At 62.3% G+C, this 19,011-nt stretch carries 18 protein-coding genes; 13 read left to right on the top strand and 5 right to left on the bottom strand.

The window, feature by feature from the left end; translation table 11 throughout:
* Nucleotides 1-48: 48 nt before the first annotated feature.
* Nucleotides 49-1,023 (top strand): LysR family transcriptional regulator, encoded by a 975-nt coding sequence (locus CQ020_RS04680; RefSeq protein ID WP_181151762.1) that lies wholly within the window; start codon nucleotides 49-51, stop codon nucleotides 1,021-1,023.
* Here CQ020_RS04680 and CQ020_RS04675 read toward each other — a convergent pair.
* Complete coding sequence (locus CQ020_RS04675) at nucleotides 998-2,029, bottom strand: nitronate monooxygenase family protein (RefSeq protein ID WP_181151747.1); 1,032 nt, start codon at nucleotides 2,027-2,029, stop codon at nucleotides 998-1,000. The two genes, CQ020_RS04680 and CQ020_RS04675, sit on opposite strands and share 26 nt — an antisense overlap.
* A gap of 41 nt (nucleotides 2,030-2,070) precedes the next feature.
* Here CQ020_RS04675 and CQ020_RS04670 point away from each other — a divergent pair, with 41 nt between their 5' ends.
* Nucleotides 2,071-3,006 carry an N-acetylglucosamine kinase gene (locus CQ020_RS04670; protein WP_105690752.1) on the top strand — a complete coding sequence of 312 codons (936 nt, stop codon included), beginning with the start codon at nucleotides 2,071-2,073 and terminating at the stop codon, nucleotides 3,004-3,006.
* A 62-nt stretch (nucleotides 3,007-3,068) separates the two neighbouring features.
* Here CQ020_RS04670 and CQ020_RS04665 read toward each other — a convergent pair whose 3' ends face one another.
* Entirely contained in the window at nucleotides 3,069-4,100 is a 1,032-nt protein-coding gene (locus tag CQ020_RS04665) for a pirin family protein (RefSeq protein WP_105690751.1), read from the bottom strand.
* 50 nt (nucleotides 4,101-4,150) lie between these two features.
* Between CQ020_RS04665 and CQ020_RS04660 the strand changes: the two genes are divergently transcribed.
* The 9 genes from CQ020_RS04660 (at nucleotide 4,151) to CQ020_RS04620 (ending at nucleotide 13,756) form a co-directional block, all read left to right on the top strand.
* Nucleotides 4,151-5,947, top strand: a complete 1,797-nt coding sequence (locus CQ020_RS04660) for a beta-galactosidase family protein (RefSeq protein WP_105690750.1) — start codon at nucleotides 4,151-4,153, stop codon at nucleotides 5,945-5,947.
* 29 nt (nucleotides 5,948-5,976) lie between these two features.
* Nucleotides 5,977-6,429, top strand: a complete 453-nt coding sequence (locus CQ020_RS04655) for an NUDIX hydrolase (protein WP_105690749.1) — start codon at nucleotides 5,977-5,979, stop codon at nucleotides 6,427-6,429.
* A gap of 211 nt (nucleotides 6,430-6,640) precedes the next feature.
* The gene (gene rsgA / locus CQ020_RS04650) at nucleotides 6,641-7,825 is read left to right on the top strand and encodes a ribosome small subunit-dependent GTPase A (RefSeq protein WP_105690748.1); all 1,185 of its coding nucleotides are present in this window, start codon (nucleotides 6,641-6,643) and stop codon (nucleotides 7,823-7,825) included.
* Between the two features lie 154 nt (nucleotides 7,826-7,979).
* Nucleotides 7,980-9,074 carry an ABC transporter ATP-binding protein gene (locus CQ020_RS04645; RefSeq protein ID WP_105690747.1) on the top strand — a complete coding sequence of 365 codons (1,095 nt, stop codon included), beginning with the start codon at nucleotides 7,980-7,982 and terminating at the stop codon, nucleotides 9,072-9,074.
* Nucleotides 9,074-9,814 carry an ABC transporter permease gene (locus CQ020_RS04640; protein WP_105690746.1) on the top strand — a complete coding sequence of 247 codons (741 nt, stop codon included), beginning with the start codon at nucleotides 9,074-9,076 and terminating at the stop codon, nucleotides 9,812-9,814. The genes CQ020_RS04645 and CQ020_RS04640 overlap by 1 nt, the downstream gene beginning before the upstream one ends.
* Nucleotides 9,811-10,554, top strand: coding sequence for an ABC transporter permease (locus CQ020_RS04635; RefSeq protein WP_105690745.1), 744 nt, complete (start codon nucleotides 9,811-9,813; stop codon nucleotides 10,552-10,554). Before CQ020_RS04640 ends, CQ020_RS04635 begins: the two co-directional genes overlap by 4 nt.
* Nucleotides 10,551-11,507 carry an ABC transporter substrate-binding protein gene (locus CQ020_RS04630; protein ID WP_105690744.1) on the top strand — a complete coding sequence of 319 codons (957 nt, stop codon included), beginning with the start codon at nucleotides 10,551-10,553 and terminating at the stop codon, nucleotides 11,505-11,507. The genes CQ020_RS04635 and CQ020_RS04630 overlap by 4 nt, the downstream gene beginning before the upstream one ends.
* A gap of 120 nt (nucleotides 11,508-11,627) precedes the next feature.
* A complete protein-coding gene (locus tag CQ020_RS04625) occupies nucleotides 11,628-12,848 on the top strand; it encodes a pyridoxal phosphate-dependent aminotransferase (RefSeq protein WP_105690743.1) in 1,221 nt (406 codons plus the stop codon).
* Between the two features lie 53 nt (nucleotides 12,849-12,901).
* Nucleotides 12,902-13,756, top strand: coding sequence for a polyphosphate kinase 2 family protein (locus CQ020_RS04620; protein ID WP_105690742.1), 855 nt, complete (start codon nucleotides 12,902-12,904; stop codon nucleotides 13,754-13,756).
* Nucleotides 13,757-13,817: 61 nt separating this feature from the next.
* Here CQ020_RS04620 and CQ020_RS04615 read toward each other — a convergent pair whose 3' ends face one another.
* Both CQ020_RS04615 and xseA read right to left on the bottom strand, forming a co-directional pair.
* Entirely contained in the window at nucleotides 13,818-14,093 is a 276-nt protein-coding gene (locus CQ020_RS04615; RefSeq protein ID WP_181151746.1) for an exodeoxyribonuclease VII small subunit, read from the bottom strand.
* A gap of 73 nt (nucleotides 14,094-14,166) precedes the next feature.
* On the bottom strand, nucleotides 14,167-15,444 hold the full coding sequence (gene xseA / locus CQ020_RS04610) for an exodeoxyribonuclease VII large subunit (RefSeq protein WP_105690741.1): 1,278 nt from the start codon (nucleotides 15,442-15,444) through the stop codon (nucleotides 14,167-14,169).
* Between the two features lie 183 nt (nucleotides 15,445-15,627).
* Between xseA and CQ020_RS04605 the strand changes: the two genes are divergently transcribed.
* Together CQ020_RS04605 and CQ020_RS04600 are read left to right on the top strand one after the other, a co-directional pair.
* A complete protein-coding gene (locus CQ020_RS04605) occupies nucleotides 15,628-16,491 on the top strand; it encodes a hypothetical protein (protein WP_105690740.1) in 864 nt (287 codons plus the stop codon).
* Nucleotides 16,492-16,541: 50 nt separating this feature from the next.
* Nucleotides 16,542-17,627, top strand: a complete 1,086-nt coding sequence (locus CQ020_RS04600) for a 4-hydroxy-3-methylbut-2-enyl diphosphate reductase (RefSeq protein ID WP_024817476.1) — start codon at nucleotides 16,542-16,544, stop codon at nucleotides 17,625-17,627.
* Between the two features lie 87 nt (nucleotides 17,628-17,714).
* On the opposite strand, the gene CQ020_RS04595 is transcribed toward CQ020_RS04600, so the two are convergent.
* Nucleotides 17,715-18,989, bottom strand: coding sequence for a DNA recombination protein RmuC (locus CQ020_RS04595; RefSeq protein WP_105690739.1), 1,275 nt, complete (start codon nucleotides 18,987-18,989; stop codon nucleotides 17,715-17,717).
* Nucleotides 18,990-19,011 lie beyond the last annotated feature (22 nt).

Below are 19,011 nucleotides of genomic sequence, written 5' to 3'. Positions count from 1 at the left end.
CATCTACGATTGATGCAGATACGCATGAATCAGCAACGAAGGAATGCAGTGGAGCCGGATCACCAACAACTCATTCAGCTCCTCCCGTTGCTGCCCGTCCTTGCTGAACTTGGCCGCACGGAACACATGACTGAAACCGCGGAGATCCTCGGCGTTCCACAGTCAACAGTGAGCCGGGCCGTGGCCAGGGCAAGCGCCATTGTGGGCATGGACCTGCTGATCCGGGATGGTCGGGGCATCCGCCTGACCCCTGCAGCCAGGACTCTGTTGCCCTACATCGAGGCAGCACTGCAGGATTTTCAGGCCGGGTTGGACAGGGTACGGCACGAATCGGACGTGGTCCGGGGGCGAATCGGGGTCTCCTTCCAACACACCTTCGGTGAAGCGACGCTGCCCCTTCTCATCAGCGCCTTCCGCGGCCGCCACCCCCACGCAGTTTTCGAACTTTGGCAGGGTCCCCGGGACGATTGCCTGGCGCAACTGGCCAACGGGGACATGGACTTTGCTTTGACAGCACCCATCGCTCCGGAGGGGCGGGGTATTCACGCCATGCCGCTTTACCGTGAACCCTTGCGGGCAGTGCTGCACTACAGACATCCCCTGGCGGAACGGTCCAGCGTGCACCTCTCCGAGCTCCGCCACGAGCCCTACATCACCCTGCCCGAGGGCGTGGGCTTGCGGGCGCTAGGGGAGGCGCTGCTCCGGGAAGCGGGCTTCCGTCCCCGGATTGCCTTTGAAGTCCAGGAGTCCACCTCGGCCCGTGGCCTGATCTCCGCTGGGCTGGGGTTCAGCATCCTGCCACCGGCAGGGCCCGGATCAGGGACAGGGCAGTTCCTTCCGGAGGCCGAGCTAGGGCTGGTCGAAGTAGCCATCGAATCGGACTTGGCATTCCGGCAGATCGGTATCGCCTGGCGGGAGCGAAGCTTTGAGCCTGACGCCGTGAGGCTTTTCCGCGAACTCGTGGCCACTGAGGGCGGGGAATTGCTCGCCGAACTTGTCAGAGCCCGTTCAGGAACTCCCTGACCACGTCCCTCGCGGATCCTGCTCTGGCCTGCTGCCAGCCTGTCCCGGCCCATAAGTTGAGGCGGTGAGGATCTCCGGCAGCAGATGCTGCACCCCGGACAGGGCTGGTGAGATGGTGGATTGCGGGATAGCCTTCCGGCGCGTCCCGGTGGTCCCGGACGAATTCGTTCACCAGGGAACGTGCCCATCGTCCCGTGAAAGCGCGGGTCATGGCCGTCTCCGTAAATGCGGGATCGCCCAGCGCGTCCTTGTGAGGCTTCCGAGCACCGCTCTCTTCCGTGCGCACCAAGGCGGTACCCACCTGCGCGGCCTCGGCACCCGCTGCCAGCACGTCACGCAGCGCGGAGTTGTCCATGATGGCGCCTGCCGCAATGAGCGGAAGTCCGACGGCGCCACGCACCTGGGCCACCAACTCCGCCGTTGTACGGGCTGCTGGTCCCGGCCGTACAGGTAGGAAAGCTGCTGTGTGGCCGCCCGCGGAACTGTGCTGCACCGCAAGGGCGTCAGGACCTTCCTCCGCAGCACCCAGAGCTTCTTCAACACTGGTGACGCTGGAAATAACCCGGCTTCCCGCCTTCCGCAGGGCATCGACCACCGACTTTCCCGGGAGGCCAAACGCGAAGCTCACAAACTCCACGGGGTCGGCCAGCAAAGCATCGATCTTGTCCTGCCATGCGTCGTCGTCATCAAGCCGAAGGGGAGGAAGGGTCACGCCGTAGCGGGCTGCCTCGGGTTCCAATTCGGCACGGTATGCCTCAATCTGCGCCTGTGCTTCTGGACGTGGCGGGAGCTGACGGGCATCTGGTACAAAAATATTCATGCCGAACGGAACGTTGAGTTCCCGCGTGGCAGCCATTTCGGCAACCATGGCTTCGGTGCTCTTGTAGCCGGCGGCTATGAATCCCAGCCCGCCACCCTCATGAACTGCCTTCACCAACGCCGGCGTGGACGTTCCTCCTGCCATGGGAGCTGCAATAAACGGTGTACCAAAAAAGGATTCGGGCATGTGCGGTTTCTCCTCCGGACGCTCCAAGCTAGTCTTTCACGGTGAACAATCCTGACTCTGCCCAGCATTCCCACGTCCCTCCGGAAGTCGTGAGCGGCACCGTCATAGGGCTCGACATCGGCGGTACGAAAACCCGCGGCGTGCGGTTCCACAATGGGTCGCCAATTCGTGACGAGAGCGCTGGCAGCTCCAATGTCCAGAACGTTAGCCGTGAGGTGGCCGCGGCCAACCTTGCTGAGCTGTTCGGGAAGATCGGTGGCGGCCACATAGACCAGGTGTACGCCGGCGCCGGCGGGATTGATACCGACGAAGACGCCCAGGCGCTCGCTGACCTCATTGCGCCCCATGCGCCCGGTGCGCGCATCACCGTGGTCCACGATTCTCGCCTTCTGTTGGCGGCAGGGGGAGCAAGCACGGGCGTCGCAGTCATCGCCGGCACCGGCTCAGCCGCGTGGGGCAGGAACGACGCCGGCGAGGAAGCCCGCGCAGGCGGCTGGGGGTATCTCCTGGGCGACGAAGGAAGCGGTTACTGGCTGGGGCGCGAGGCAGTGCGCCACAGCCTGCGCCGGATGAACCAAGGCTTGGAGGCTGATCAGCTCAGCCGTGCACTGTTGGATTCCGTAGGTGTTGAAGAGCCCGGCAAGCTGATAGCACTGTTCCATTCACCGGACACCGGCCGCCGCTACTGGGCGCAACAGGCCCGGCTGGTGGTGGAAGCGGCCGATTCTGGCGACGAAGTCAGCGCAGCCCTCGTGGAGCAGGCGGGCCGGGACCTGGCTGACCTCGCTGAACAGGCCGTCCGCCAATTGGGACTCGACGGTCCGGTGATCCTCGGAAGCGGACTCGGCATGAACGTCCCCCGGCTTCAGGAAGCGTTCAAAGCCAAGCTGGCCGAAACCGGGATCACTGATGTGCGCATTCTTCAGCAGGACCCCGTGTTCGGTGTTCCCCGGCTCGTAGCGGAACAGCGACGTTAGTGGAGTTTTTGTACAGCTAACGCCCTCAAAATGGCCTCTTAGGGGCGTTAGCTGTACAAAACTTAGCCGCGGGTTCGTGGGCGGAGCTTCACGCCCGGCAGGGGCGGGGCGGGAATGCGTCCGGCCTCCGGCCCTGCGTCAGGACCATGACCGGGAACGAAGCCAAAGCGTGAGGTGGCGGCAGCGTCGTCGTCGAGCAGTCCTTCGGCTTCCCATTCCCCGCGCGCCTTTTCCACTTCCTCGTGCGTCCTGCCCACGAAGTTCCACCACATGAGCAGGTCTTCGCCGAACGGTTCGCCACCGAGGAGCATGAAGCGGGTTTCCGGCCGCGCTTGGACGGCAAGGCTGGACCGGCCGGCGCCCAGGTAGGCCAGCGGTCCGGCCTCGATCTCCTGGTCATCGATCACAAGGTGCCCATCAAGGACCAGTACGGCATGCTCAAAGTCCGGCCGCAGCGGTAGTTCAAGGGCTCCCGTGCCGGTGATGTCCGCTCCAACAATGGGGCTGAACATGGTGGCAGGGGAGCGCTGGCCGGCAAATTCTCCCACCATCACGGTGGCCCTGAAGCCTTCGCCCAAGGCCACCGGCAGCTCCTTCACTTGTTCGAAAGAGGGCGCGCGGTGCCTGTGCTCCTCCGGTAGGGCAACCCACAGTTGGAGCCCACGGGACATGGGAATTTCTTCCACCAAGGCAGCGGACCCGCCGTCGGCGCTGGCCGCCAGGACCGAGAATTCAGAGTGTGAAATGCCGTGGCCTGCGGTCATGATGTTCAGCTCACCCGGCTGGACCACAACATCGCTGCCCACGCTATCGCGGTGCCGTACGGATCCTTCCAGGGGCCAGGTGACGGTTTGAAGACCGCAATGCGGGTGGGGGAGTACGCTCATGGCCACCCTGTCCGGACCGAAGCTGTCCAGAAAGCACCAGGCGCCCACGGTCGGCAGACCTCGCTGGGGCAGCGTCCTCATGACGTTCATGGCCCGCACACCGCCCAAAGGGACCTCGCGCTCGGGCCACAGCTGAACGCAGGGACCTTGACCTTCCGGCGCTGCGGGGCAGACTTCCTGTGCGGGAGAAGTGTCAAGATTGGTCATGCGATCATCACCTGTGCATAAATGTTGGAAATTGAGCTAATCTGTTCCGTGTGAACAACGCCCTGCTGAGCTACCACGACGCCGTCCTTTACCGTTCGGGTGAACCGTATCGCATCCTCGCCGGAGCCATCCACTACTTCCGCGTTCACCCGGCCCTCTGGCAGGACCGGCTGCGTCGACTCAAAGCCATGGGCGCCAACACGGTGGACACGTACGTTGCTTGGAACTTCCACCAGCCTAAACGCGATCAGGCGCCGGACTTCAGTGACTGGCGGGATTTGGGCCGTTTCATAGACCTCGCAGCCGAGGAAGGGCTGGACGTCATAGTCCGCCCCGGACCCTACATCTGCGCCGAGTGGGACAACGGCGGCTTCCCCGCCTGGCTGACCGGCATTCCCGGCATCGGCCTGCGCTGCATGGACCCGGTGTTCACCGCTGCAATCGAAGAGTGGTTCCATCACCTCCTCCCGATCGTCGCCTCGCGGCAGGCGTCCGTGGGCGGTCCGGTAGTGGCCGTGCAAATTGAAAACGAATACGGCAGCTACGGCGATGACCACGAGTACATCCGTTGGAACCGGAGGGTCTTGGAGGAGCACGGCATCACTGAACTCCTTTTCACAGCCGACGGCGGCACGGACTACTTCCTCGACGGCGGTTCCATCGAGGGAACCTGGGCGACGGCAACGCTGGGAAGCCGGGGCGACGAAGCCGTGGCCACATGGCAGCGACGCCGGCCCGGCGAGCCGTTCTTCAACGTCGAGTTCTGGGGCGGCTGGTTCGATCACTGGGGCGAACACCATCACCGCCGCGACGCAGAGGACGCTGCGGTTGAAGCGCGGAAGATGCTGGACCTTGGGGGATCGATCTGCGCCTACATGGCCCACGGGGGGACCAATTTTGGCCTGGGATCCGGCAGCAATCACGACGGCACCAAGCTCCAGCCGACTGTCACCAGTTACGACTCCGATGCGCCCATTGCAGAGAATGGCGCGCTGACTGCCAAGTTCCATGCCTTCCGCAAGGAGTTCTACCGCGCGCAAGGAATCGAAGAGCCGCCCGGCCTGCCCGCTGAGTTACTGGCTGACGCTCCCGTGCTGCCCGCCCAGTCCTTGCCCCTGAGCGATGGTCCGGACCTGTTGGAGTTGGTGCGCTCCGCCGGAACGCCGATCACCAGCGTCAAGCCACTTGGCTTCGAACAGCTGGGACTCGACGCCGGCATGGTCCTCTATGCCTCCGAAGCCATCCTTCCCGGTCGGGCCGATGCTCCCACGGAGAGCCGGTTGAAGATCACCGGACTCAACGACCGTGCCTACGTTTGGGTGGACGGCACCTTTGCCGGGGTCCTGGATGACGTCACTGGAGCGGAGGGCCTCGCCGTTACAGGAACTGGCGTCGCCGTCAAGCTGGAAATCCTGGTGGAGAACCTGGGCCGCATCAACTACGGCCCCCTGACGGGACACGGCAAGGGAATTCTGGGCGGTGTCCTCGTCAACCAGCGCTACACCTTCCACTGGACGCAGACCCCCGTGGCGCTCGCCGACTGGAAGCTTGAAGACTTGGAAGGCTTGGCAGGAGCCGACTTTGAGGTGGACGAGCCGGCCGATACCTACATTGCCTTGCCGGATTCCGGAAAAGGCTTCGTCTGGCTCAACGGGTTCCTCCTGGGCCGCTACTGGGAGAAGGGGCCGCAGGTCACTCTCTATGCTCCGGCTCCACTGCTGGACTCCGGCCGCAACAGCATTAAGGTGCTGGAACTCGTGAAGCCCGGCGGCGTCGTCGAACTCCGCGAAGTGCCGGATCTGGGTCCCGAAGAAGCGGGTCCCATCGAGGCCGCCGAACTTCCCTAGCGCTCGACGCAAGGAATTATGCTGACTCCATGACCCTGCAGTTCGATACCCGCCCAGCCGCTTACGCCGTGATTGTCCAGGAAGAGAAGATCCTGCTGGCGTATTGGAAGCAGGACGGCAAAGAAGGCTGGACGCTGCCGGGCGGAGGCTTGGATCTGGCAGAACATCCTGTGGATGGTTGCAGGCGTGAGGTCTTTGAGGAAACCGGATACGAAGCCCGGATTGACCGAATGTTGGGTATCGACGTCGGTCACTGGCCGGGCGAGATCCGCGCCGACGGTTCGGTGAAGGATTTTCAAGCCCTCAGGCTGGTCTACGAGGCCACGGTCGTGGGCGGCGAACTTACACATGAGGTGGATGGCAGCACCACCCACGCAGCATGGATCCCGCTGGAGGACATACAGAACCTCAACCGCGTCTCCTTGGTGGATACGGCACTCCGCTTGCGCCAGGAGCGTCCTGCCGACGGAAAGCTAAGATAAAGGCCTAGCCAAGAGCACTTCTTCTTGGCTACGCTGAACATCGTTGCCGGCTCTCCAGTTGCCGGCCCGGATGCCGAGGAGGTGGATTTGATGATTGCCCAGACCTTACGCGCCCTGCACTCAGTTGCGGCGCGCCGTCATCAGCCCACCATTCCTGCCCCGGTATCAGCCTGCCAAAACTAGGCGGCCGGGCCTCAACAGAGGCATTTCATTGAACACTTACGCTTCTTCAAGCGACCCTTCCTTCAGTTCAACCAAGCAACGTCCCACCCAGGAATTCGTTGGACCAGTGGAGTACGGCTTCACAGACAAAACCGCGGAGCTTTTCCGTGCCAACACAGCGCCGGATGCCCAGGACGCAGCCATTCCCGGCCGCGTAGTGCGCCTTGACCGGAACCGGGTGCTCGTAGCCTCGGCCGTAGGGCAACTGCATCTGCCCTACCCAACCCATGGCCTGGTACCCGCGACGGGGGACTGGGTATGGCTCGGCCACAACAGCGCCGGTGAGCCCGCCGTCGTCGAGGTCCTTCCCCGGCATTCAGCGCTGAGCCGTAAGCGCGCGTTTGAAGCCTCTTCGGAGGAGCAGATTCTGGGCAGCAACATCGACATTGTGGCTGTAGTGGTCCCCGTGGATCGTCCGCTGACCCACAATCGGCTTGAACGGACGTTGGTGGCTGCGTGGGATTCCGGTGCTACTCCACTTGTGGTCATCACCAAAGCCGACCTCGCCCACCTCGCGGACGACGTTGTGGGGGAGGTGATCCTGCAGGCCGCAGGCGTGGATGTTGTCACCACCTCCGCGGAGCAGGGTGACGGCCTCGAGGAACTGATGCAGCACATTCCCCAAGGTGCAACGCTGGTGTTGCTGGGTCCCTCCGGTGCCGGGAAATCAACGCTCATTAATGCCCTCGCGGGGCGGGACGTCCAACAGACAGGCGCGGTGCGGGCCGGTGACGGCAAGGGCAAACACACCACCACCTCCAGGGAGCTGGTGCCTTTGACCGGTGGCGCGGTGCTGATGGACACGCCGGGAGTCCGCGGCTTCGGGCTCTTCGACGCAGATGAGGGAATGGAGGAAATGTTCGGCGACCTTGAGGAACTTTTCTCCAAGTGCCGGTTCACGGACTGTGCGCATCAGGCAGAGCCGGGATGCGCAGTTCAGGAGGCGCTCGCGGAGGAAACCCTCGATCCCCGGCGTTGGGCCAGCTACCTCAAGCTGCAACGCGAACTGGCAGCCTTGGCCAGGAAACATGATGCTGCTGCCCGTCGGGCGTATCAGCGCGAATGGCACCAAAAGGTGATGTCGGCGGAGCGGGGCCAGCGCGCTGCGGAGCGATACCGGCACGATCAAGCCGAGGAACGGGCGGCGAAGAGCGGCAAGAGACGTAAACGCTGAACATTGCCGATTCATTACGGAACTCGTGGCGGCGCTGACATCGTAGGTGGTGCTGGCTACGCTGGGTGAAGATTGCTTTGCAGCCAAGTAATAAGAGTGCATATGATCATCTGGCTCTACCGATGTTCTCCACCACAGATAGGTAAGCCCTGGTATGGCCGAAGCCATGATTGAGTTCAAGAGCGTTACCAAGCAATACCAAGGCGGGCAACCGGCGGTGGATGCCCTCACCATGTCCATCGACAAGGGCGCCATCACCGTGTTCGTCGGCCCCTCGGGCTGCGGCAAGACAACTTCCCTGCGCATGATCAACCGGATGGTGGAGCCCACCAGCGGAACCATCACTGTTGCTGGAGAAGATGTCTCGCAGGTTCCCGCGGCCAAGCTGCGCCGTTCCATGGGTTACGTCATGCAGTCCTCGGGCCTGCTGCCGCACCGCTCCGTCCTGGACAACATCGCCACGGTGCCGCGGCTCAACGGCGTTCCCAAGGCGGCGGCGCGGAAACGCGCTGCGGAACTGCTCGACGTCGTCGGGTTGGCTTCTGTCCTGGGCAAAAGGTACCCGTCCCAACTCTCAGGTGGTCAGCAGCAGCGTGTCGGGGTGGCCCGGGCGCTCGCTGCTGATCCGCCGGTGCTGCTGATGGACGAACCTTTCAGTGCCGTGGATCCTGTGGTCCGTGATGAACTGCAGCAGGAACTCCTGCGCCTGCAGCGGGAGCTGGCCAAAACCATCGTGTTTGTCACCCACGACATCGACGAAGCCACGGTTCTTGGCGACAAAGTGGCTGTTTTCGCCGTCGGGGGGAAGCTGGCGCAGTACTCGGCTCCGGAAGAGATTCTTCGAGCACCCGCCAATGACTTTGTGGCTTCCTTCGTGGGTCGCGATCGCGGCTTCCGGCACCTTGCTTTCAACGCCGCAGACGCCGTGACCTTGCACCCGGTGGCCATGGTGAGTCCCTCCGATGGCCAGCATGCGGGCCGGCAATCGGGGGAGTGGGCACTGGTGGTGGATGGCGACTCGCGTCCACTGGGGTGGTCTTCGCCACGCGATGGTGCCGGGTTGATCCCCGGGGGTTCGCTTTTCCGCAAGGGAGACACGTTGCGGCGCGCGTTGGACGCGGCGTTGTCGTCGCCGTCGGGCCTTGGCGTTGCGGTGGACGACGACGGCCGGGTGGCCGGCGTCCTGAAGGCGCCGGAAGTTCTGGCACTGATCGAAGAAGTCCGCCACCACAGGGAGGACCCCAACTGATGGAGTGGTTCCTTGCCAACAGTGGCATGGTCCTGGGACTGGCCGGTCAACACATGGTGCTGGCCATCATCCCCATGATCCTGGGCCTGCTGATTTCGGTTCCGCTGGCCCAACTGGCCAGACGCAACAGCGCCCTCAGGTCAGTGGTGGCAACAGCCACGTCATTGCTCTACACCATTCCGTCATTGGCCCTGTTCATTATTCTTCCCACGATCCTTGGCACCCGGATCCTGGATCCCCTGAACGTGGTGGTGGCGCTGACCATCTATGCGGTGGCCCTGTTGGTCCGTGCCGCGATGGACGCCTTCGACTCCGTGGACGACGACCTCCGGAACGCTGCGGTGGCCATGGGCTTCAAACCCCTGGCGCGCTTCTTCCAGGTGGACCTTCCGTTGTCTTTGCCGGTGCTCTTTGCCGGACTTCGAGTGGTTTCGGTCAGCAATATTTCCCTGGTGAGCGTGGCGGCACTTCTGGGAGTAGGCAACCTTGGTGTCCTGTTTACGGATGGACTCCAGCGCACGTTCATTACCGAAGTGGTGGTGGGCATCATCGCCATTCTGGTGCTGGCACTGTTGATGGATGCAGTCCTGGTGGTCTTGGAGCGGCTGTTGACTCCGTGGACCAGGGCGGCGGGTGGAAAGTCGTCGCGCCCGGACACCAACGCCCTTCTGACTGAGCCCAAGGCCGGATCTGCGGTATCCGCAGCGGGACTCCGCCCGGACCCGGGAGCGTCCGCATGAACATCTTTGCTGAAACCATCGCCTGGCTGATCAACCCCAAGAACTGGACCGGGACCGGAGGAATCCCCACCCGTTTGCTGGAGCACCTGCAGTACAGCGGCCTGGTCCTGCTGATCGCCGCAGTCATTGCAGTGCCCATCGGCCTTTACATCGGGCACACCGGCCGTGGCCGCGTGGTTGCGGTTGCCGTGGCCGGCGCTTTACGTGCCCTCCCGACACTCGGCTTGCTGGTCCTCTTTGCCTTGCTGGCCGGCAGCGGCCTGATGCCTCCCGTGTGGGCGCTGGTCATCCTCACAGTGCCACCGCTTCTGGCCGGGACCTATGCCGGCATTTCCAGCGTAGAAGCCACCGTGGTTGACGCTGCCCGTGCCATGGGCATGACCGAACTCCAAATCCTGTTCCGGGTGGAAGTGCCCAACGGACTGCAGGTGATGTTCGGTGGTATCCGCACGGCGGTTCTGCAGGTCATCGCAACAGTCTCCGTGGTCGCTTACCTTCCGTTGGGCGGGCTGGGGCGGTACTTGTTCGACGGCCTCGTCCTGCAGGATTTTCCCAGGATGCTCGGTGGCTCCCTGCTCATCGCGGGGCTGGCCATCGCCGTGGACCTGGTCCTCGCCGGCGTGCAAAAGCTCCTGATTTCGCCCGGACTCACCCTCGACTCAAGCGGCCGCCAGAAGGCAGCCGACGATCTCACAGCACCGGTTCCCGCCGGGGCTGCCGTTCAAGGAGGTACACCATGAAGAACACCGTCCCCATGACCCTTACGCGCCGTGGTCTCGGCGGCCTCGCCGCCGGAGTAGGTGTGGCCCTCGCCTTGAGCGCGTGCGGCGGCAGCCCCTTGGCCACGCCTTCCACCTCGGCACCCAGCGGTTCCGCCGACGGTGGCTCGTTGGTGGTTGGCTCGGCTGACTTCCCGGAGAGCCAGGTCATCGCAGAGATCTATGTTGGCGCCCTCAACGCCGCTGGTCTGACGGCAACGTCCAAGCCGAACATCGGCTCGCGCGAGATCTACTTCAAGGCTGTCCAGGACGGCTCCGTTGACCTCGTCCCGGACTACTCCGGCAACCTCCTGTCCTATGTGGATACGGAAGCTACCGAGGTCTCCGCCGAGGACGTCTTCAAGGCACTGCCGGGCAAGCTTCCGGACGGCCTGGCAGTCCTGGAGCCGGCCAAGGCCGAGTCCAAGGATGCCATGGTGGTCACCAAGGCTACGGCCGAGAAGTACCAGCTGAAATCCATCGAGGACCTGGCCAAGGTCTGCAAGGACTTCACCATGGCTGCACCGGCAACCTTCGAGACCCGCGCCTACGGCTTCCCGGGTCTCAAGGCCAACTACGGTTGCGAGCTCAAGGGCCTCCAGCCCTTCAACGACGGCGGTGGCAACCTGACGCTCCAGGCCCTCCTTGAGGACAAGGTCCAGGTGGCGGACATCTACACCACCACGCCGTCCATCGCAGACAATGACCTGGTAGTCCTTGAAGATCCGAAGAACAACTTCAAGGCGCAGCAGGTTCTGCCGTTGGTCAAGGAAGCCAAGATGACGGACAAGGCCAAGGAAGCGCTGAACAACGTCTCCAAGATCCTCACCACTGATGACCTCATCAACCTGAACCGGGCCGTCAGCGGCGACCAGAAGCAGGCACCCAAGGACGCAGCAGCTGCATGGCTGAAGGACAAGGGCATCGTCAAGTAACACCTGAACAAAACCGTGTACGACGGCGGTGACGGACCCGTGCGGGACCGTCACCGCCGTCGTCGTATCTGTGAGTCAAGTCTCAGCTGAACTCCATCACCCGTGTGGCATATTTGAGGGATGGCGAATTTCAAGCAGTCCACCAAGCTTCATAATGTCCTCTACGACATCCGTGGACCGATTCTTCAGGCCGCCCAGCAAATGGAAGCGGAGGGTCACCGGATCCTCAAACTGAACATCGGAAACCCGGCACCTTTTGGTTTTGAAGCCCCCGACGCCATTTTGGTGGATATGATCCGCCACCTGCCGAACGCCCAGGGGTACAGCGATTCCCGTGGCATTTTCTCTGCCAGGACCGCAGTCTCGCAGTACTACCAAACACGTGGCATCCAGAACATCCATGTTGACGATATTTACCTGGGCAACGGGGTCAGCGAGCTCATCACCATGTCCCTCATGGCGCTCCTGGATGACGGCGACGAAGTACTGATTCCTACTCCGGACTACCCGCTGTGGACCGCGTCTGTAGCCCTTGCCGGGGGACGTCCCGTGCACTACCTCTGCGACGAAGAGTCCGGATGGCAGCCCGATCTTGAGGACATGGAATCCAAGATCACGCCGCGGACCAAGGGCATTGTGGTGATTAACCCCAACAACCCCACCGGCGCCGTGTACCCGGAGGAGACACTCAAGAAGATTGTGGCTTTGGCGGAAAAGCATGGGCTGGTTCTTTTCGCTGATGAGATCTACGAAAAGATTCTTTACGAAGACGCCGTCCACGTGAACCTTGCCGGGCTCACCGGGGATGACGTGCTGTGCCTGACGTTCAGTGGATTGTCCAAGGCCTACCGTGTGTGCGGTTACCGCGCCGGCTGGATGGCTATCTCCGGTCCCAAGAAGGATGCCGCGGATTACCTCGAGGGCATCAACCTGCTGGCCAACATGCGGTTGTGCGCCAACGTCCCTGCGCAACATGCCATCCAAACCGCTCTGGGCGGCTACCAGAGCATCAACGATCTCATCCTTCCCGGCGGCAGGCTCCTGGAGCAACGCAACAAGGCCTACGACCTCCTGAATGCGATCCCAGGGGTCAGCACCCAGCAGGCCAGGGGCGCCCTGTATCTGTTCCCGAAGTTGGACCCGGAGTTCTTCCATATCCGGGATGACGAGAAGTTCGTCCTCGATCTGCTGAAGGAACAGAAAATACTGGTGTCCCATGGACGGGCCTTCAACTGGGTTCGCCCGGACCACTTCCGAATGGTGACTTTGCCCAACGTCAAGGACATTGAAGAAGCCATTGGGCGCATGGCGGACTTCCTGTCGAGGTACCCGGGCAACTAGCCTGAGGTCCATGGCCGCGCCACGGGGGCGCGGCCTGGCAGAAAGGCACGCCAATGTCTGCAGCAGTTGAGTTCGCGAAAAGTCCGGCCGAGGTCCTGAGGGTGGGACCTGGGTTTTCGCTGTCAGGCGTGGATCCTGAATCCACCCCCGGTTACACCGGCGGGAAAACGGATGGCAAAGCGCTGCTGGAGGCACAGGATGCTCGGCTGGCGGAGCTGCAGGAAAAACTCTTTGCTGAGGGGCGGGCGGGCAGCGGGAAACGCCTCCTGTTGATACTCCAAGCCATGGACACCGCCGGGAAAGGTGGCATTGTCAGCCACGTAGTGGGCGCCATGGATGTGCAAGGCGTTCAAGTATCCGCGTTCAAGGCCCCAACTGACGAGGAAAAGTCGCACGACTTCCTGTGGAGGATCGAGAAGCAAGTTCCTGCTGCCGGAATGGTGGGAGTCTTTGACCGTTCACAGTACGAGGATGTCCTGATTCATCGTGTCCACGAATGGGCCGACGCTTCCGAATTGGAGCGCCGGTATACCGCGATTAATGACTTCGAGGCCCGTCTAGCCGAGCAGGGAACCACCGTGGTCAAGGTCATGCTCAACATCAGCAAGGACGAGCAAAAGAAGCGACTCATTGCCAGGCTTGACGATCCCACCAAGCACTGGAAATACAGTCGGACGGACCTCGCTGAGCGGGCCTTCTGGGATGACTATATGGACGCCTACAGCGTGGCCTTCGAGAAGACCTCAACGGAAACTGCTCCTTGGCACGTGGTACCTGCCAACAAGAAGTGGTATGCGCGCATCGCAGTGCAGCAACTGCTGTTGGATGCCCTCGGGGGGCTGCAGCTGGACTGGCCCAAGGCAACCTTTGACGTAGCCGAGGAGCGCGCCCTCGTCATGGAGTCCTAAGCCGTTAGGTGGCTGTTTGCCGGGCATATTTGGGTGCTGTGCGCCACGGTGACGTGTGCGCCTAGTTGCTGCCTGACGAGGCTCCGCCGTCCTCGCTTGCCTCGCGGGCGGTTGCCAGGCGTTTACGGGCGCCTTCAAGCCAGTCCTCGCAGCGCTTGGCCAGTGCCTCGCCGCGCTCCCAAAGCGCCAGCGATTCTTCCAAGCTGGCTCCGCCTGCCTCCAAGCGTCCCACTACCGCCACAAGTTGTTCGCGGGCTTCCTCGTAGCTCAGCCCATCAAGGGATTCCGGCGTCACTGCGGCCTGAGGAGTCGATGCTGCCTGGCTGTTTTCGGTCATGATGGTCCTTTGTGGTTGTGGCGGTGTAACCGGCGAATCAAGGTGGAATGAGCGGTGGATGCTGGACGAGCTGTCAGCGTTCCATGAGCTGACCTGCCCCAGCGGAGACCGCCCTGAAACGGCCCTCAGCTACACGGATACTCAGGGATGTTCCGTCCGGAGCCTCTTCGGGGCTGCTGACCACGTGGTGACCCGCTTGGTCCTCACCCGTGAGCTGAACAACGGCATAGCCACGGTCAAGCGTCTTTTGCGGTGACAAGGCACGGACCTGCGCACGCAAGTGGTGGACCTGGTCCAAGGCCCGGAGAACCGCGGTGCTGACTGCAGAATGAGTCCTTCGCTGGAGGCGGTGAATGTCTTCGGAGCGGGCGTCCACCATTGAGGCAGGAGTGGCCAGCACGGGCCGGGACCTCAACGCGTGCAGCCGATCCGTCTCCCGGTCCACCATGCGGCTGATACTTCTGCGGAGATGGTCCCGGGCCTGCTGGACCATGGCCAGTTCCTCGGCCACGTCCGGAACGATGCGCTTGGCGGCATCAGTCGGCGTTGACGCCCGCAAGTCCGCGACATCGTCCAGGATGGGACGGTCGGCTTCATGGCCGATCGCGCTGACAACCGGCGTGGTGGCTGCGGCCACGGCGCGAATGAGGTCCTCATTGCTGAACGGCAGGAGATCTTCCAAGGCGCCGCCGCCGCGGGCGAGGACAATGACATCCACGTGCGGGTCGGCGTCCAGTTTCTTCAACGCTCCGATGATCTGTGAAACGGCGGTGTTGCCTTGGACAGCTACTTCGTGGACGTCAAACTCAACAGCCGGCCAACGTAAGGCCGCGTTGCGCATGACGTCTTTCTTGGCGTCGGAATCCCTGCCGGTGATGAGGCCGATGCGATGAGGGAGGAGAGGAAGTTTCCGTTTCCGGGAGTCCGCGAACAGGCCCTCGGCTGCCAGTGCTTGGCGCAGCCGTTCAATCCTTGCCAGCAGATCGCCGAGGCCCACCGGACGAATGTCCTTCACAGACATGTTCAGGCGTCCGGTCTTCACCCAGAAGTCCGCCTTGACCAGCGCAACCACACGAGAGCCGCGTTCCAGGGGTATTTTCTGGCGGTCAAGCACTGTTGACCAGACTGATGCGGGCAGGGAGATTTCAGCGTCCACATCACGCAGTGTCAGAAATGCGTTGCCACCCCGGCGGTTCAGTTCAATGACCTGACCCTCAATCCATGCTGCCGGTGCCCGCTCTATGTGTGCTTTGAGCTTGCGGGACAGCAATTGCAGGGGCCAGGGGTTATCCGGGCTGGTCTCTGCCGCGGTCCCAGGCAAGGTGGATTCCGGCCTCGCTTCAGCGGACATGGGCGCTCCGGGCCTGGTTCAGTCGCCGTGCTTGTACCTGCATTGTCATAGTCCTCGCTCAGGGGTGCGGCTGTGAGTGCCAACCGGCCTTCCAACTCTATCCATAGCTTGGGTGAGGCCTCCGACATTTTTTCTCTCATGTGGACAGACCTAGGATGGTGGCATAGCCCCCGAGCCCCGAGGATGACCTTGCGTACTTTTGTTTCAGCATTGGGAGTGATCCTCGCTTTACTACTCACAGCCGTTGCTGTTCCGATCGCGTGGGTTGACCAAAACATTGTCAAAGAAGAGGGCTTTGTCCACTTGGCAGGTGGGTTGGGCAATGATCCTGAATTCCAAAGCCGGCTGGCGGCAGCCGCCGTGGGGACCTTCGAGTCCTCCGTGGAACTTCCAGGACCTATCCAGTCCTTGGCGGCCGACGCGCTCCGAAGCGCTGCAGCGGGAATGCAATCGTGGAGCGACTACCCCCAAGCGTGGGAAGAGACAGTTCGCAACAGCCACAGGTTGAACTTCGGCGCGGTGAACCAAAGCGAGGAGACCGCCGCCACCACTGCTTTGGTCCTTGATATCAGCCCGTTGGTCAGGCTCATCCGCGATCATTTCGCCGAGGCAACCCGGATCAGGATTGATGTTCCTGCCGAAAGCCTGGTGTCGTTGGGAGAGCCCTCACACCGCCAACTGGTGGAGCGGGTGGCTGCTTTTGCGCCCCTGTGGTGGGTAGCGGCCCTCGGTGCTCTGCTATCCCTGTTGCTGGCCCTTGTTGCCGCGCGCCGGCGCTCCCTGGTGCTGGTCTTCCTGGGGCTTGGCGGATTGGCGCTTGCTGCGCTCTGGACGGCTGGTGCGGACCTTGCCAGGGGAGTGGTTGGCAATCTGTCCAGCGCCAATGGTGTGGCCGAGCTGTTTAAACAGGAGTTCCTCACGGCAGCCAAGTCCGGTTTCGGAGAATGGATCCTGATCGCTGCGGTGGTATCCGGTGCAGTGTTTGTGGCAGGCGTCATAGGCTCCGTCGTGTCAGCGCGACGAGGGTCACGTTCGGCCAGCAGCTAAAGTCCCGGCCGATAGCAGGGAGGCAAAGTCCGGGCCGGTAGCATGGTGGAATGACCAGCACAGCAGTTTCCATTCCTATGCCCACGGTGCCCCGCAGACGCCGTTCCCCGGAAGAGGTTCAGGCAGCGGCGCCCGTCACGGGGCCCAAGAAGGTTCTGTTGGCAGCTCCGCGAGGCTATTGCGCCGGCGTGGACCGGGCTGTCATTGCTGTGGAGAAGGCCCTGGAGCACTACGGGCCTCCCGTCTACGTACGCAAGCAGATCGTTCACAACGTGCACGTGGTCAGCTCCCTGGAGGAGCAAGGGGCCATCTTCGTAGAGGAGACTGACGAGGTTCCCGAGGGCGCTCTGGTGATCTTCTCCGCACACGGCGTCTCTCCTGCAGTGGTGCAATCAGCCGAGGACCGTGGACTGCGCACCATCGACGCAACCTGTCCTCTGGTCACCAAGGTGCACAAGGAAGCCGTGCGCTTCGCCAAGGAAGATTACGACATCCTGCTCATTGGTCACGAAGGCCATGAGGAAGTCGAAGGAACAGCCGGTGAAGCCCCGGAGCATATCCAGATCATCAACGGACCGCACGAAGTAGACAAGGTCACCGTCCGTGATCCGGAGAAAACCATCTGGCTTTCGCAGACCACGCTCAGTGTGGACGAAACCATGGAAACCGTTCGCCTCCTCAAGGACCGGTTCCCCACGTTGCAGGATCCCCCCAGCGATGACATTTGCTATGCCACCACCAACCGTCAGGTGGCTATCAAGAAGATCGCACCGCAGGCTGACCTTGTGATCGTTGTGGGTTCGGCCAACTCGTCCAACTCCGTACGGTTGGTTGAAGTAGCCCTCGAATACGGTGCCAAGAGCTCTTACCGCGTGGACTTCGCCAATGAAGTGGACGAGTCCTGGTTCGAGGGTGTTGCCACCGTAGGTGTGACCTCAGGTGCGTCTGTTCCAGAGGTGCTCGTCAAGGATGTCCTGCGACTCCTGGCTGACTACGGTTACGGCGAGGTCCAGGAAGTGGTGACAGCTGAGGAAGACCTTCTCTTCTCGCTTCCGAAGGAACTGCGGGCCACCTTGAAGAAGGCCGGAGACGTGACACGTGCCCTTGGCGGCCGTGGAAACCGACAGACGTCCTAACAAATACTTGTTACACAACTGGCCCGCAGTGGTTGCCTTCCCCGGAAGGTCTCCACTGCGGGCCAGTTCAGTTAAGCGGCAAATCTTTTAGGCTGCCGACTCCTGGTCCTCGCTGTCGTCTTGGTCGCGGGCTGTGTCCTGATGCCCGTGGGTGTCCACGGCCAGCAGTTCCGGTGCTGCCAAAGCGCGGGGGACCACCTCGACGGACAACGGCGCGGCGAGACCAGCATCGTCCATCGTGTTGAGCTTGCGCGCTGTCGGGAGCACCCGTGCCTCCAGAGTTCCCACCATGGCGTTGTAGCGATCCACAGAGGTCTTCAACGAGCTGCCCAGCTTGCTGACATTCTCACCGAGTGTGCCCATGCGTTCGTAGAGCTGCTTTGCGAGCTCAAAGAGTTCATGGGCGCTATCGGTGAGGACATCCTGTCGCCAGGTGAACGCCACCGACTTCAGGACCGCCAACAAGGTGCCGGGTGACGCCAGAACCACGTTCCTGGACAAGGCGTGTTCCAGCAGTGTGGGATCAGCCTCAAGGGCTGACGCCAGGATGGACTCTGCCGGAAGGAAGCAAATCACCAGTTCGGGGGAGTTCCCCGGAATGTCCCAGTATTTCTTGGCCGCCAGAGCATCGATGTGGGCCTTCAGGGCCTTTGAGTGCTGTGCCAGCAGAGTCTTGGAATCCTGGTTGACGGCGGGGCCCACGGATTCGCCGAATGAACCGTCTCCGTGGAGTTGTTCCTGGGCAGCGAGGTAGGAGGCCAAAGGCACCTTGGCATCTACTACCAACTGCTTACCACCGGGAAGCTGGACCACCAGGTCTGGCCGCAGGGTGTTGTCGTTACGTCCCGAATGCACCTGCTCATGGAAATCCACGTGCCTCAGCATTCCCGAGGCCTCCACCACCCTGCGGAGCTGAACCTCGCCCCATTGGCCGCGTGCACTGTTGGAGCGGAGTGCTGAGGCCAAGGCGTGCGTTGACCGCAAAAGCTGCTCATCGGACGACCGCGCATCCTGCAGCTGCTGGGCCAGTTGGCCATACTGCTCCACCCGGTCCCTCTCAAGGATCGAAACCTGCTGCTGGACCGCTGTCAGCTTTTCGGCCACGGGAGCAAGCGCGCGCAAAACGCTGCCGTCAGAATTCCTTGCTGCGCTCAACTCCCGGTTCTGTGTAAACAAAAGCCGGCGCTCTGCGTCGGCTGCTGCTAGCTGTGCGGTCACTTCTGAAAGCCGCGACGAAACGGCGTCGAAGTCCTCTTCCAAGCCAGCGCCCCGGCGTCGGAAGACCACATAGCCGGCCGCGAGACCAACCGCGGCGCCAATCAGCAGCATGAGCAGGGCCAATACCAATCCAAATCCATCCATGTGGCAACCCTGTCATAGGGGT

The sequence above is a fragment of the Arthrobacter sp. MYb23 genome, assembly GCF_002979775.1.
Classification (GTDB): domain Bacteria; phylum Actinomycetota; class Actinomycetes; order Actinomycetales; family Micrococcaceae; genus Arthrobacter.
This window is presented reverse-complemented; position numbering and strand designations above follow the sequence as displayed.